Raw genomic sequence first — 14,172 nt, forward strand, 5'->3', positions numbered from 1 at the left:
GTCGACGCTCCCCGAGAAGTGGAAATCCTTCCGGGACACCGTCAACGACAACTTTCACATCGTCCGACCCGACGAATTTCGGGTTATCGGGTAGACGGGGTAAAACTGTCCCCGCATTTCCTCACGCGCGGTCGCGTTTCCCACCCGCCATTCCCCGCCGCGCGGAACCGCGCCACCGCTTTCCGGCTTTCGAACCGGCGGCGAAAATGCGAGACCTTCTCGGGCGGATGAAAGTCCGCGGCGAACCCGGAGGCCGATGATCATGACCGAATTCTTCGTCTCGACCGAATGGCTGGCAAAGCATCTCGACGATCCCGGCCTGTCGGTGGTCGACGGGTCCTGGTACCTGCCCGCGCAGGGGCGCGATGCGAAGGCGGAATACGAGGCGGGGCACATCCCGCGCGCCGTCTTCTTCGATCAGGACGTGGTTGTCGAACCGGGGTCGAAGCTGCCCCACACGCTGCCCTCGCCGGAAACCTTCGCCACCTTCGCCGGCTCGATGGGCATCGGCCGCGACGACACCATCATCGTCTATGACGGACCGGGCCTGTTTTCGGCGCCGCGCGTCTGGTGGATGTTCCGGCTCATGGGCGCCAGGGACGTGCGCATCCTCGAAGGCGGGATCGACGGCTGGAAGCGGGAAGGCCGCTTCGTGACGGGCAAGCCGACGAAGGTCGCGCCCTGCCTGTTCGAGACCGAATTCCATGCCGCCCGCGTCGCCTCCCTCGACGAGATGCGCGCGGTGGTCGAAACCGGCAGCGCCCAGGTGGCCGACGCGCGCCCGGCCGGGCGTTTCGAGGGCATCGACCCCGAGCCGCGCCAGGGCGTGCGCGGCGGCCACATGCCGGGTGCGAAGAACGTGCCGGCGCTGTCGCTCGGCCGTGACGGCGCTCTCCTGCCGCCCGACGAACTCCGCGCCGCCTTCGAGGGCGCCGGCATCGACCTGACGAAGCCGGTCGTCACCTCCTGCGGCTCCGGCGTCACCGCCGCCGTCCTGACGCTGGCGCTGGAGACGCTCGGCCACGCCGACACGAAGCTCTACGACGGGTCCTGGACCGAATGGGGCGGCCGGACCGACACGCCCGTCGTCACGGGCAAGGCATGATCATGACAGCCCCCCGCACGCTCACCGCCCGCATCACCCATCTCGAAATGACCGCGCGGCCGCTGCACCGGGTGCCGGCGCCGCTGGGGGCGCAGCTCGCCGTGATGCGCGCGCCGAAGATGCCGCTGCACTTCTACCGCTATCTCTACGAGCAGGTCGGCCGGCCGCATCACTGGGAGCTGCGCCGCCGCATGGACGACGACGCACTGTCGGCGATCATCCACGCCACGACCACGCTGATCGACGTGCTCTATGTCGACGGCGCGCCGGCCGGTTTCGTCGAGATCGACCTGTCGCGCGCCCCGGAGCACGCCGAGGTCGAATATTTCGGCCTGATGGCGGAATTCCAGGGCAGGGGCCTGTCGAAGTTCTTCCTGTCCTGCGCCATCCACGCCGCCTGGCAGCACGATCCGAGGAAGCTGATCATCCAGACCAACTCGCTCGACAGCCCGCGCGCGCTGCAGCTCTACCAGACGATGGGCTTCGTCCCCGTCGGGACCTCGCAGGCGGAGGTGGAGGCCTGGTATTGAACATCGCGTCCCTCGACCGGCGCACGAAAAGGCCCGCCGGTGGTGCAGACCGGCGGGCCGCACGCTTCGCGCTGGAGGGTGCGCGAAGGTGTCGAAGGTGTCAGGCGGCCTTCAGCGCCGCCTGCGGCTCGGCCATCTCGTAGCCCAGCGCCTCGGCGACGGCGCGGTTGGTGATCCGGCCCTTGTGGACGTTGAGGCCGTTGCGCAGATGGTGGTCGTCGACCAGCGCCTTGATGCCCTTGTCGGCAAGCTGAAGCCCGTAGAACAGCGTGGCGTTGTTCAGCGCATGCGCGGAGGTCACCGGCACCGCGCCCGGCATGTTGGCCACGCAGTAATGGATGATGCCGTCGACCTCGTAGGTCGGCTCGGCATGGGTGGTGGCGTGCGAGGTCTCGAAGCAGCCGCCCTGGTCGATGGCGACGTCGACGAGCACGGCGCCCGCCTTCATCCCCGACAGCATCTCGCGGCTGACGAGCTTCGGCGCGGCGGCCCCCGGGATCAGAACGGCGCCGACCACGATGTCGGCCGAGAAGCACTCCTCCTCCAGCGCCTCGACGGTCGAGTAGCGGGTGTGGATGCGGCCGTTGAAGATGTCGTCGAGCTGGCGCAGGCGCGGGATCGACCGGTCGATGATGGTGACGTCGGCGCCGAGGCCGACGGCCATCTTGGCCGCATGCAGGCCGACCACGCCGCCGCCGATCACGGCGACCTTGCCCGGCAGCACGCCCGGCACGCCGCCGAGCAGCACGCCGCGGCCGCCATTGGCCTTCTGCAGCGCTGTCGCGCCGGCCTGGATCGACAGGCGGCCGGCCACTTCCGACATCGGCGCCAGCAACGGCAACCCGCCGCGCTCGTCGGTGACGGTCTCGTAGGCCACCGCGGTGACGCCCGAGGCGAGGAGGCCCTTGGTCTGCTCCGGATCCGGCGCGAGATGCAGGTAGGTATAGAGGATCTGGCCCTCGCGCAGCTGCACCCACTCGCCCGGCTGCGGCTCCTTGACCTTGACGATCATGTCGGAGCGCTCGAACACCTCGGCGGCGGTCTTGGCGATCGAGGCGCCGGCCGCGCGATAGGCGTTGTCGTCGGCACCGATGCCGGCACCCGCGCCGGTCTCCACCAGCACCTCGTGCCCATGGGCGGCGTATTCGCGGACCGCGCCCGGCGTCAGGCCGACGCGGTACTCGTGGTTCTTGATTTCCTTGGGGCAGCCGACGCGCATTTGAGCCTCCTCGTTCGATTGGGGTGCCTGTTCCTTGATCCTCCGATTCAACCACATCCGGCGCCGAATGTGTTTGCGAAGTCGGTTGCGGGATTGGGTCTGCGCCGCTATTGCTTGCGTCAGTCCGCATCATCTTCGAAGGAATCGCCGCGCATGGCGCTGGACAGGATCGATTTCGCCATCCTCGACACGCTCCAGAAGGACGGTCGAATCCCCAACGCGTCGCTCGCCGAAAAGGTCGGCCTGTCGCAGTCGGCCTGCTCGCGCCGGCTCGACCATCTGGAGAAGAGCGGCGTCATCGAGGGCTATCACGCGCGGCTGTCGAACGGCGCGCTCGGCCACAAGATGACGGCCATCGTCCACATCTCGCTGTCGGGCCAGTTCGAAAAGTCGCTGGCCGAGTTCGAGGCCGCCATCAGGCGCTGCCCCAACGTCCTGTCCTGTCACCTGATGTCGGGCGAGTACGATTACGTGCTCAGGATCGCCGCCCGCGATCTTGAAGACTACGAGCGCATCCACAAGGAATGGCTGACCGCCATGCCGCACGTCATCAAGATCAACTCCTCCTTCGCGCTGCGCGAGGTCGTCGATCGCACCTGGATGGGGATCAGGCCGGAAATGGCGTGACGCTGTCCGCGCCCCGCCCGCGAGCGGGCGCGCGCCTCAGCCGGCGCGCCGCTGCCCCGCCGCCACCGCCGCTTCCCGCAGCGTGCGGGCGGCCAGGTGGAGCTGACCGGCGGCGTCCGGTCCCGTGGTCTGCGGGTTGAGCGCGCGGGCCCGGCGAAGGATGTCGGCGATCTCGCTTTGCGAGGGATGGCCGGCGTCGCCCAGCGGCGCAGGCCGGCCGAGCAGGAAGCCTTGCAGCTCCTGGCAACCCATGGCGGCCAGCATGCCGGCCTCTTCCAGAGTCTCGACGCCCTCCGCGATGAGATTCATCTTCAGCCCGTGGCCGAGCCCGATGATGGATTGGACGATGGCGCGCGCGTTCTCGGAGGTGCCCAGTTCGCGCACGAAGGAGCGGTCGATTTTGATCGTATCGAAGGGGAAGCGGCCGAGATAGGAGAGCGAGGAATAGCCGGTGCCGAAATCGTCCATCGCGATGGCGAGACCGAGCGCCTTCAGCGCCTTGAGGATTGCGTGGGCGCGCCGGTCGTCGTCGATCAGCACGCCCTCGGTGATCTCGATCTCGATCAGCGCCGGGTCGACGCGGGTCTCGCGCAGCACCGTCTCGACCATCTCCACGAAGGTCTTCTGGCGGAACTGCACCGGGCTGACGTTGACGCTGACGCGCGCGCCTGCGAGATCGTCGCGGGCGGCGACGCACGCCGCGCGCAGCACCCATTCCCCGATCTCGACGATCTTGCCCGACTGCTCGGCTATGGGGATGAAGTCCGAGGGCTCCACCGACCCGCGCCGCGGATGGCGCCAGCGCAGCAGCGCCTCGTAGGAGACGATGCGGTCCTCCGTGATGTTGACGCGCGGCTGGAAATGCAGCTCGAATTCGGCGCGACTGATGGCGAGCGCGAGGTCTGCCTCGAGCAGGCGACGGCGGGTCAGGAAGTCGTCCATGCCCGGCTCGAAGACGCAATAGGTGTTCCGGCCGGACTTCTTGGCCTGGTACAGCGCGATGTCGGCGCGCGAGATGAGCAGCGCGGGCTCGTGGCCGTCTCGCGGGCAGATCACCACCCCGACGCTGGCCCCGACCCGCACGACGCGCCCGTCCTGCAGTGCGATCGGGCGGATCAGCTGCGCCACCAGGCGGTAGGCGAAGTCCGCCGCCTGGTTGGCGAAGTCGATCGCCGGCAGCAGCACGGCAAATTCGTCGCCGCCCAGGCGTGCCACCGTGACGCCGGGCTCACCCAGCGCCCGGATGCGTTCGGCTGCAGTGCGGATGACGAGGTCCCCGGCGGGGTGGCCGTACACGTCGTTGATGTCTTTGAAGCGGTCGAGGTCGACGAGGAGGAGGGCGCTCTGGCTGCGGATCGCGTCGGCGGCCGCCACCATGGCTGCCAGCCGCTCGTTGAACAGCGCGCGGTTGGGCAGGCCGGTCAGCGGGTCGTGCAGCGCGAGGTGGCGGATGCGTTCCTCCGCGTCCTTGCGTTCGCGCAGGTCGACCAGGCAGACGATCTGCGATGCCGCGCCGCGATAGGTGATGGTGCGGCCGCGAATCTCGACCGGTACGCGCACGCCGCCAGCGCCGACGATCTCGGTCTCGAAAGGCTCGCCGCTTTCGCCGGCCAGCGCCACGCGCGCCGCCTCGCGCTGCTCGACGGGGAAGAGCTTCAGTGCCGGCCGCCCGCGCAGCGTCTCCACCGGCTCGCCGAACAGGTCGCGCAGCCGGACGTTGCCGTCGACGATCAGCCCGTCCCGGACGATCCAGATCGCCTCGAAGGTGGCTTCCGCGAGCGCGGAGAGACGCTCGGCCTCCTCGAGGTCACGCGCGGCCCATTTGGCGGTCGCACGGTTCTCCTCCTCCGCCTGGATCCGGTCCATCAATTCGTTGAAGAGCCGCGTCAGGGTCTCGGCGTCGTCGCCGGGATTGGGCGCCAGCCGCATGTTGAGGTCGGCATTCCCGCTGACCAGCCGCCCCAGCGCCTTCTCGACATGACCGATGCCCATGCGCGTGGCGTGTTCGGCCTCGTTGAGCCCGACGATCTCGGCATGGCGCGAGACGCGGATGCCCTGGAGACGGTCGAGCATCCAGAAGAAGGCGAGAGCAGTGCCGAAGGTCCAGGCGAAGTTGACGGCGACACCGATCGCCTGCACCTGGAACTGGGCGAAACGGTTGCCGAGAGGCAGGTTCGCCTCCGGCGCCAGCAGCGCCAGCGCCAGGGTCCCAGCGACACCGGCGAAGGCGTGGACGCCGATGGCGCCGACCGCGTCGTCCACGCCGCAGCGCCGCTCGAGGAACTGGTTGCCGAGGATGGCAGCGATGCCGCCGGTCAGGCCGACGGCCAGCGCGCCGAGCGGCTCCAGCACCATGCAGCCGGCGGTGACGGCGACGAGACCGCCGAGCGTCCCTGACATGGTCTTTTCCGGCAGGACGACGCCGTCCTGGCGCCAGCCGAGCAGGTAGCCGGCGACCCCGCCGGCCCCGCCCGCCACGATCGTGTTGGCGATGACGCCGGCGATCGCGGGTGTTGCCGAAAGCGTCGAGCCGCCGTTGAAGCCGATCCAGCCGACGAACAGGACGAGCGTGCCCGACGCAGCCATGACGGGGTTGTGGCCGGCAATCCGCACGGGCCGTCCTTCCGCGTCGAAGCGGCCGATACGGGCGCCGAGCACGAGGCAGGCGGCGAGCGCCACCCAGCCGCCGGTGGCATGCACGACCGTCGAACCGGCGAAGTCGACGAACCCGGCATTGGCCAGGAAGGCGGAAGAACTCGGCGCCAGCGCTGCGCCCCAGGCCCAGTGGACGAACACGGGATAGACGAGGCCCGCCAGCACGGCCGAGCTGATCAGGTAGGACGACAGCCGCATGCGCTCGGCGACCGCACCCGAGACGATGGTGGCGGCCGTTCCACAGAACATGACGTGAAAGGCGAAGAAGGCGACCTGCCAGGAATCCAGGCCCGACAGGAACAGGAAGGACGCATCGCTGCCCCAGGGCAGGCCGTTGCCGGGCGCAAAGGCGAGCATGAAGCCCAGGCCGAGGAAGGCGGTGATCGAGACCGCGAGGTCGAGCACGTTCTTCTGCGCCACGTTGATGGTGTTCTTTGAACGTACCATGCCGGCCTCGAGCAGCAGGAAGCCGAACTGCATCATCAGGACGAGGGCGGCGGCCAGGAGCATCCAGGCCATGTCGAGGCTCTTCTGCAGGCCAGCGAGCGTCGGCTCCGCCGCTCCCTGGGCCAGGGCCGGCAGCGCCGTTGCAGCAATCACTCCGCAAGCCGCGCCGAAAGCCGTCGCGCAGCTGCGCACCCCATGCGTCATACCCCAACCCTCCGATGCCTCCCGGTCGTCAGGGTAGCAATCGGCAGTTAAGCAAGGGTGTAGGAAAGAAGAGCCTAAGCAGCTGAAAACATGAGATAATGATCATCAAAATAGCATCTGCCCAAGTCTTGGACAAACATTTCAGGTTGCAGGCTTCGTGAACATGCGTCAGTCCAAGGTCGGGTCGTCCGCCCGGCTGCTGCGGGCCGATGGCGCGGCCTCCCGTGTGCCGCGCCGGATCAGCACCTCGCGATGCGGGTAGGGGATCTTGATGCCGTTCTCCTTGAACGCGTCCCACAGCGCCAGGAACACCTTGCCGCGCACGTTGGTCAGCCCCTGCTGCGGATCGTGGATCCAGAAGCGCAGCACGAAGTCGAGCGAGGATTCGCCGAAGCCGGTCAGCCAGCAGACCGGACGGCGGTCGACGTCGACCCGCCCGACTCCCATCGCGGCCTCGATCGCGAGCGCGCTGACCTGGTGCGGGTCGCAGTCGTAGGAGACGCCGAACGTGACGTCGAGGCGCACCAGCTCGTCGCTGAAAGACCAGTTGATCACCCTCTGGGTGACGAAGTCCTCGTTCGGGATCAGGTATTCGCGGCCGTCGCGGGTGACGACGGAGACGAAGCGCGCCCGCAGCTCGCGGATCCAGCCGAAGGTCTCGCCCACCGAGATCGTGTCTCCCGGCTTGATCGACTTGTCGGTCAGCATGATGATGCCCGAGACGAAGTTGGAGACCACCTTCTGCAGGCCGAAGCCGAGGCCGACGCCGACCGCTCCGGAGAAGACCGTGAAGGCGGTGAGGTCGACGCCCACCGATGTCAGCGCGATGGCGCCGCCGGTCACGACGAGGCCGAATTTCAGCACCTTGCCGACCAGGACGCGGATGGAGGGCGTGAGGTCCTTCGACTGCTGGACGCGCTCGTCGAGATAGCTGCCGATGGCGCCTGCGATCCAGAGCGCGAGCGTCAGCAGGACGGCCGCCTTGAGCAGGGTCAGCGCCGACAGCCGCGCCTCGCCGATGGGAAGCGCGAGCCTGTCGAGCAGGGCGGCGGCTCGGGTGTCGAAGCCCAGGATCACCAGCGCCGCATAGATCCACACCGCCCAGCCGACCAGGCGCGCGGCAAGACGATTGCGGATGACCCGCGAGGCGATCGACACGACGACCCAGGCGAGCGCCAGCCACAGGACCAGCGACAGGAGCCAGCTGCGGCTCGGCCATGTCGTTGCCCGCAGCACCGTGACGAGCAGGAACATCAGGACCACGAAGACGATCCAGTCGACCCGCCGGAGCGTGGCGACGATGACGCGCAACAGTCCCGGATGGCCCCGGATCGCCCGCGCCTGGTCCTCCAGCCCGCCCTCCAGACGCCGGCCGACCAGCTTGGACGCCACGAGGAGCAGCACCGCCGCAACGATCTGGAAGAAGAACCAGGGATCGGTCACGAAGACCATGGACCGTTCGATCCAGTCCGCGACAAGATCGCCTGCCTCCCGCAACTGCATCTCCATCGCGCCCTCCTCATGCGGGCCGGAACCGGCCGACGCGTTTCTTCACAGGCCGGAGCCAGGGCGCCGCAGCGTCAGTGCCGCCAGCCGCACCCTGTCATCAATCCGTCTCCTGAATCTGCTGGACTCCGTCCGAGACCGGCGCGACACTCGCTCGCTTTCAGCCGGCTAACGACAAGCGAGACCCTTCAGGAGGCACCATGTCCATTCTCGTCAACCGCCTATCGCGGCGTTCGTTCCTGTCGGGCGCGGCAGCGTTCGGCGGCCTCGTCGTCCTGCACCCCTTCGCGGCACGCGCGCAGGCCAACCAGGCGCATCTGCGCATCATGGAAACGACGGACATCCACGTCCACGTCCACCCCTACGACTACTATGCCGACAAGCCCAACGACACGATGGGCCTCGCCCGCACCGCCTCGCTGGTCGACGCCATCCGCGCCGAGGCCGGCAATTCGATGCTGGTCGACAATGGCGACTTCCTGCAGGGCAACCCGATGGGCGACTACATCGCCTACGAGCGCGGCATGAAGGCCGGCGACAAGCATCCGGTCGTGCAGGCGATGAACGTGCTCGGCTACGATGTCGGCACGCTCGGCAATCACGAGTTCAACTACGGCCTAGACTTCATGGTCAACGTGCTGGCCGGCGCGTCTTTTCCCTTCGTCTGCGCCAACCTGACCAAGGGCCAGCTCGCGACCGATCCGAAGGATGACGAGCTGTTCGCCAAGCCCTACGTGATCCTCGAGAAGATGGTGAAGGATGGCGCGGGCAACGAGAGCCCGGTCAAGGTCGGCTTCATCGGCTTCGTGCCGCCGCAGATCATGGTCTGGGACGTGCGCCACCTGGAAGGCAAGGTCCAGACCCGCGACATCGTCGAGGCGGCGAAGGCCTGGGTTCCGGTGATGAAGGAGGAGGGCGCCGACATCATCGTGGCGCTGTCGCATTCCGGTATCGACGCCAACCCCGCCAGCGAGCGCATGGAGAACGCATCCTACCACCTCGCCATGGTCGAGGGCATCGACGCCATCATGACCGGCCACCAGCACCTCGTCTTCCCGGGTCCGAAGACCTGGGACGGTCTCGAAGGCGTCGATCCGGTGAAGGGCACGATCCATGGCAAGCCCACCGTGATGGGCGGCTTCTGGGGCTCGCACATGGGCCTCGTCGATCTCCTGATCGAAAAGGACGGGTCGAGCTGGAAGATCGTCGACTTCACCGTCGAGGCGCGGCCGATCTACAACCGCACCGAGGATCGCAAGATCGTCCCCACGGTCGAGAGCAAGGCCGAGGTGCTGGCCGCCACCAAGGCCGAGCACGAAGCGACGCTCGCCTATGTCCGCACGCCGGTGGGCGAGACCGCGGCGCCGCTCTATTCCTACTTCGCGCTCGTCGCCGACGATCCGTCGGTGCAGATCGTCAGCCAGGCGCAGACCTGGTACATCAAGGACATGCTGAAGAACTCCGAGCACAAGGATCTGCCGGTGCTCTCGGCGGCGGCTCCCTTCAAGGCCGGCGGGCGCGGCGGTCCGGAATACTACACCGACGTTCCGGCCGGCGCCGTGGCGATCAAGAACGTCGCCGACCTCTATCTCTATCCCAACACGGTCCGGGCGCTGGTGATCACCGGCGCGCAGGTCAAGGAATGGCTGGAGATGTCGGCGGGCATGTTCAACCGGGTCGAGCCGGGCAAGGCCGACCAGCCGCTGATCAACCCGGACTTCCCCTCCTACAATTTCGACGTCATCGACGGCGTGACCTACCGCATCGACCTGTCCCAGCCCGCCAAGTACGACGCCAAGGGCGCTGTGCTCGACGCGTCGGCCAGCCGCATCGTCGACCTGTCCTTCGACGGCAAGCCGATCGACCCTGCGCAGAAGTTCGTCGTCGCGTCGAACAACTACCGCGCCGGCGGCGGCGGCAACTTCCCGGAGATCAACGCCTCGAAGGTCGTCTTCGAAGCGCCGGACACCAACCGCGACGTCATCGTGCGCTACATCGTCGAGCAGGGCACCATCAACCCGTCGGCCGACGGCAACTGGTCCTTCGCCCCGGTCGAGGGCGCGACGGTGGTCTTCGATACCGGTCCCAAGGCGAGGGATCTGATCGCCGACGTCAAGGGCGTGAAGATCGAGGCGGCCGGCGAGGGCGCCGACGGCTTCGCGCGGTTCCGCATCACGCTCTGATACGCCGCACTTTTGAAACGCGAACGGCGCCCGTGGGCGCCGTTCGTCGTTTCATCCGGATCGCGGATCAGCTGTAGGGCGACCAGCACTGCCGGCGCGGGCCGTTGTAGGGCTGGAACGTGTTGTCCCAGGCGCGGTAGGACCTGTAGCGGTTCTCGCACCAGTTGACGTGCGCGCGCGTCAGGCTGACACGCGGAGCATGGCGCCGCGGCTCGACGTAGCGATAGCTCGGCACGCCGAGATAGATGCCCACATTGGGGCCGCTGCGGCGGTACTTGTAGCGCTTGTGGCCACGGCGGTGGTCGTCGCGGCGGTAGTCGTGGTGACGGTAGCTGTGACCGCCCTGGCCGCGATAGCCGGGGCTACCGAAGATATTCTCGTTCTGGTACCGGGGGATACCTGCGCCATCCTGGGCGGAAGCGCCTGCTGTCCCCGCCAGCATGACCACGCCGACCGCGGCGCAGATCCAGCCGATCGCCTTGGGCGTCTTGAACATGTGCTTTCTCCTCGTTCCTCTGGTCCGGTCGACCAGAAACCATCGATGGGGCGTGGAATAGCGGCCGGAACCTGAACCCGACATGAACGTGCCGCGCGGGCGGCGGTTCCAGCGGCGCGCGCGGCGGCGCTTGTCATTCACGGCCCGGGCAGGCAAAGCTCTGCCATGTCGCTTCGCATCGCCACCTTCAACATCGAGAACCTGATGGCCAGGTTCGATTTCACCGGTTTCCGCAACGAGCTCTGGCGGGATCGGGCGGTCGCCTTGTTCGAGGTCAAGAACGAAGCCGAGTACCGCGAACTGGAACGCGCCCGCGCCATCGCCCACACCGACGACGCCCGCCAGCTCTCGGCGCTGGCGATCGCAAGGGCGAAGGCCGACATCCTGTGCCTGCAGGAGGTCGACACGATCGAGGCGCTGAAGGCCTTCGAATATGGCTACCTGTTCAAGATGGTGGGGCAGGGCTATCGCCACAAATACATGACGCCCGGCAACGACAGCCGCGGCATCGACCTTGCCGTCATGATGCGCGAGGAGACGCGGCACGGCCAGCCGATCGAGTTCGTCCGCATGACCAGCCACGCCCATCTCACCTTCGACGATCTCGGCCTCCACACGCCGCTGCTCGGCGAACTCGGCAACGAACCGAATGAACGCATCTTCCGCCGTGACTGCCTGGAGATCGACGTGACGGTGGGCGGCAGGCCGCTGACCATCTACACGGCCCACTTCAAGTCGATGGGCAGCCCGCGCAACGGCATGACAGGCCGCGAGGCGACGATGCCGGTGCGCATCGCCGAAGCCCTGGCGGTCCGCCGCATCATCGAGAACCGTTTCGGCAAGGACCGCACCGCCGAGAAGCGCTGGGTGATCTGCGGCGACCTCAACGACTATGCCGAGCGCGTGGTCATCGAGGGCGACGAGGACGAGCCGCGCTTTCGCGTGTCGCGGGAGGAAGGAAGCTCGATCGACGTGCTGACCGGCGACGGCTTCTGCGAAAACGTCGTCGAGCGCCGGCCGGAGATGGACCGCTGGACGCTCTACCACACGCGCGGACCGCAGGAGCGGCATCTGTGCCAGCTCGACTACATCCTGCTGTCGCCGGCCCTTGCGCGAAAGAACCCGGGTGCCGTCCCCGATATCATCCGCAATGGCCAGCCGCACCGGACCGTCTTCCCGCCCGGCCAGGCGGTGGAACGTTTCCCGCGCACCGGGTGGGACCGGCCCAAGGCGTCCGATCACTGCCCCGTCGCGGTGACGCTGGACATGGCCTGAGAGGATGTGAAAGGATGTCTGTTTCCACGCAGCATAAGTTAAAAATCTCAAGGATTTCAGCGGGCATTCTTTCGCATCCTCGATTGATTCATACACTCTGAGCGACCGATGAGCGTCATCGGCTTTGCCGCGGACCGCATGCTGCCCACCCCGGCGGTCACGCTCCGGCTCGTCGGCGCGCCGCATCCATATGAGCTGCTGCACGCCGCCGGGATCGAGGCGAACTGGCTTGCGGAGGTTGAGCGCAACCCAGACCTGTTCGACGGAAGGACCGTGCTGTTCTCTCAGCTCGCGCTTCGCGGCGGCTGCCTCGTCGGAGACTGCCACGAGGTGCGCTACGCGTCCCTGCTGCACTGGCGCCTGACCCGCCACACCGACCTGGCTGCCCACCTCTTCGCGATGGCGCTGCCCGTCACGGCCGACGGCGCGGTGCTGACGGTTCGCATGGCGCCGTGGACGGCCAATGCCGGCCAGGTCTATTTCGCCGGCGGCTCGCTGGAGCCGGCGGACTTCGTCGGCGGCGTGGCCGACATCGATGCCAACATGCAGCGCGAAGTGCTGGAGGAAACGGGGCTCGCGCTCGACGGCGCGCCGCGCGATGCCGGCTATCGCGTCCTGCGCACGGACAGCGGCGTGGTGGTGATCCGCCGTTACGCGCTGCAGCAGACCGCGCGCGAGATCGAGGCGCGCATCCGCGCCTTCGTGGCGGGCGAGGCGCGCCCGGAGATCGTCGAGCCGGTGCTCCTCACGCGCACGCAGCCGCGCGTTCCGGGTCTGCTTCCCTGGGTCGGCCGGATCGTCGACTGGCATTTCGCGACGCCGGCCGGCGGCTGAGCCGCCGCGCCTGCTATTTCGACTGTCCCACCGCCAGGCACGGATAGTAGCTCGCCGCGTCGACGGCTGCGGCGGCGCACTGGTCGAAGGCGGCCAGTTCGGCTTCGTCGTCGTAGAGGATGTAGGGGTCCACCAGCATCCGGCCCTTCAGGTCGAGCGAGTTGCCCAGCCGGTCGATCTGCCCCTCCACTTCCGGGCTGAGCGTCAGGAGCGCATCGCGCAGCAGATCGCCCTCGATGAAATTGTCCGGCAGCTGGTCGAAGGGCCCGTCGAAGAAAGTATTGAGCGATGTCTCGGCCGCGCGCACGCCGACCAGGATCCAGCGCTCGCGGTAGCGGTCCTTGTACCAGGCGAAATGGCTGCGCCGTCCGATCTTGACCTGGGTGGACGCGCTCGACTGGAAGAAGCTCTCGGTGACGACGCTCTCGTCGAGGACGTAGTGGAAGGTCTCCGTCGTCGGGTTCCACATCAGGAACATCTGCACGCCCGATTCGTCGAAGACGGGACCGATATACTGCTCTCCGTCCGCCACCATGGCTTCGGAGGGCTTCACATCGCGCAGGTCGTTGAGGCGGAAGAGCACCGTGCGGTCCTTCGCGGTGATCGCATAGTCGAGTTCGCCCTTCTTCTCCACCTTGACGCCGAACTGTTCGGAATAGGCGCGATGCTCGGAAATCTCCTGCTCGACGAAGGGGTTGTTCTCCGAGAAATAGGCGAAGTGCACGATGCCCTGGTCGCGGTCGGCGATGTCGAGCCGGAAATTGCCGGCATAGGGCACGCCGCCATGCACGAACTTGAAGTAATAGTAGTTCTCCGTCGGATAGACGGTGACCTCGTCGTCGAGGCTGGAGAAGACGTAGTCGAAGACGTCGTCGATCGAGCGGATGTCGTATTCGGGTGCACGCATCACCTCCTCGACATAGGCCTCGTTGGTCTTGATGGTGTTCTGCGCAGCCACGACGGCTGAGGCAGACCCGGCGAGAAGACTGCCTGCCAGGAGCGCCAGGGGCGCAAGCGACAGGCGGTGATGGCAGCGAAAGCCCATTGGCTGTCTCCCGAAATGGGTGAAGTCGGCGGTCGAGGAAGGCAGG

At 67.4% G+C, this 14,172-nt stretch carries 11 protein-coding genes; 6 read left to right on the top strand and 5 right to left on the bottom strand.

What is annotated here, in order from left to right; translation table 11 throughout:
- The first annotated feature begins 262 nt into the window (after positions 1-262).
- Positions 263-1,105: a 3-mercaptopyruvate sulfurtransferase gene (sseA, locus tag N1F91_RS26370; RefSeq protein WP_289996580.1), complete on the top strand. Its 843-nt coding sequence runs from the start codon at positions 263-265 to the stop codon at positions 1,103-1,105.
- Positions 1,106-1,107: 2 nt separating this feature from the next.
- Positions 1,108-1,635, top strand: coding sequence for a GNAT family N-acetyltransferase (locus N1F91_RS26375; protein WP_289996582.1), 528 nt, complete (start codon positions 1,108-1,110; stop codon positions 1,633-1,635).
- A gap of 100 nt (positions 1,636-1,735) precedes the next feature.
- On the opposite strand, the gene ald is transcribed toward N1F91_RS26375, so the two are convergent.
- Positions 1,736-2,854 (bottom strand): alanine dehydrogenase, encoded by a 1,119-nt coding sequence (gene ald, locus N1F91_RS26380; protein WP_289996583.1) that lies wholly within the window; start codon positions 2,852-2,854, stop codon positions 1,736-1,738.
- 153 nt (positions 2,855-3,007) lie between these two features.
- Here ald and N1F91_RS26385 point away from each other — a divergent pair, with 153 nt between their 5' ends.
- The gene (locus N1F91_RS26385) at positions 3,008-3,481 is read left to right on the top strand and encodes an Lrp/AsnC family transcriptional regulator (protein WP_289996584.1); all 474 of its coding nucleotides are present in this window, start codon (positions 3,008-3,010) and stop codon (positions 3,479-3,481) included.
- Between the two features lie 36 nt (positions 3,482-3,517).
- Here N1F91_RS26385 and amt read toward each other — a convergent pair whose 3' ends face one another.
- Together amt and N1F91_RS26395 are read right to left on the bottom strand one after the other, a co-directional pair.
- Entirely contained in the window at positions 3,518-6,787 is a 3,270-nt protein-coding gene (amt, locus tag N1F91_RS26390; RefSeq protein WP_289996585.1) for an ammonium transporter, read from the bottom strand.
- 168 nt (positions 6,788-6,955) lie between these two features.
- The gene (locus N1F91_RS26395) at positions 6,956-8,296 is read right to left on the bottom strand and encodes a mechanosensitive ion channel domain-containing protein (protein ID WP_289996587.1); all 1,341 of its coding nucleotides are present in this window, start codon (positions 8,294-8,296) and stop codon (positions 6,956-6,958) included.
- 197 nt (positions 8,297-8,493) lie between these two features.
- On the opposite strand from N1F91_RS26395, the gene N1F91_RS26400 reads away from it, so the two are divergent.
- A complete protein-coding gene (locus tag N1F91_RS26400) occupies positions 8,494-10,476 on the top strand; it encodes a bifunctional 2',3'-cyclic-nucleotide 2'-phosphodiesterase/3'-nucleotidase (protein ID WP_289996588.1) in 1,983 nt (660 codons plus the stop codon).
- 67 nt (positions 10,477-10,543) lie between these two features.
- Here the strand turns inward: N1F91_RS26400 and N1F91_RS26405 are convergent, their stop codons facing one another.
- Positions 10,544-10,972 carry a BA14K family protein gene (locus N1F91_RS26405; protein WP_289996589.1) on the bottom strand — a complete coding sequence of 143 codons (429 nt, stop codon included), beginning with the start codon at positions 10,970-10,972 and terminating at the stop codon, positions 10,544-10,546.
- A gap of 165 nt (positions 10,973-11,137) precedes the next feature.
- On the opposite strand from N1F91_RS26405, the gene N1F91_RS26410 reads away from it, so the two are divergent.
- Both N1F91_RS26410 and N1F91_RS26415 read left to right on the top strand, forming a co-directional pair.
- Positions 11,138-12,247 (top strand): endonuclease/exonuclease/phosphatase family protein, encoded by a 1,110-nt coding sequence (locus tag N1F91_RS26410; RefSeq protein ID WP_289996592.1) that lies wholly within the window; start codon positions 11,138-11,140, stop codon positions 12,245-12,247.
- Positions 12,248-12,355: 108 nt separating this feature from the next.
- Positions 12,356-13,081, top strand: coding sequence for a hypothetical protein (locus N1F91_RS26415; RefSeq protein ID WP_289996594.1), 726 nt, complete (start codon positions 12,356-12,358; stop codon positions 13,079-13,081).
- 13 nt (positions 13,082-13,094) lie between these two features.
- On the opposite strand, the gene N1F91_RS26420 is transcribed toward N1F91_RS26415, so the two are convergent.
- Positions 13,095-14,126: a hypothetical protein gene (locus N1F91_RS26420; RefSeq protein ID WP_289996595.1), complete on the bottom strand. Its 1,032-nt coding sequence runs from the start codon at positions 14,124-14,126 to the stop codon at positions 13,095-13,097.
- Positions 14,127-14,172 lie beyond the last annotated feature (46 nt).

The sequence above is a fragment of the Aquibium sp. ELW1220 genome, from assembly GCF_030398385.1.
Taxonomy (GTDB): domain Bacteria; phylum Pseudomonadota; class Alphaproteobacteria; order Rhizobiales; family Rhizobiaceae; genus Aquibium.

Excerpts from the sequence above, each read along its gene's own strand:
- sseA (WP_289996580.1), top strand. The coding sequence starts at position 263 with ATGACCGAATTCTTCGTCTCGACCGAATGGCTGGCAAAGCATCTCGAC.
- N1F91_RS26375 (WP_289996582.1), top strand. The coding sequence starts at position 1,108 with ATGACAGCCCCCCGCACGCTCACCGCCCGCATCACCCATCTCGAAATG.
- ald (WP_289996583.1), bottom strand. The coding sequence starts at position 2,854 with ATGCGCGTCGGCTGCCCCAAGGAAATCAAGAACCACGAGTACCGCGTC.
- N1F91_RS26385 (WP_289996584.1), top strand. The coding sequence starts at position 3,008 with ATGGCGCTGGACAGGATCGATTTCGCCATCCTCGACACGCTCCAGAAG.
- amt (WP_289996585.1), bottom strand. The coding sequence starts at position 6,787 with ATGACGCATGGGGTGCGCAGCTGCGCGACGGCTTTCGGCGCGGCTTGC.
- N1F91_RS26395 (WP_289996587.1), bottom strand. The coding sequence starts at position 8,296 with ATGGAGATGCAGTTGCGGGAGGCAGGCGATCTTGTCGCGGACTGGATC.
- N1F91_RS26400 (WP_289996588.1), top strand. The coding sequence starts at position 8,494 with ATGTCCATTCTCGTCAACCGCCTATCGCGGCGTTCGTTCCTGTCGGGC.
- N1F91_RS26405 (WP_289996589.1), bottom strand. The coding sequence starts at position 10,972 with ATGTTCAAGACGCCCAAGGCGATCGGCTGGATCTGCGCCGCGGTCGGC.
- N1F91_RS26410 (WP_289996592.1), top strand. The coding sequence starts at position 11,138 with ATGTCGCTTCGCATCGCCACCTTCAACATCGAGAACCTGATGGCCAGG.
- N1F91_RS26415 (WP_289996594.1), top strand. The coding sequence starts at position 12,356 with ATGAGCGTCATCGGCTTTGCCGCGGACCGCATGCTGCCCACCCCGGCG.
- N1F91_RS26420 (WP_289996595.1), bottom strand. The coding sequence starts at position 14,126 with ATGGGCTTTCGCTGCCATCACCGCCTGTCGCTTGCGCCCCTGGCGCTC.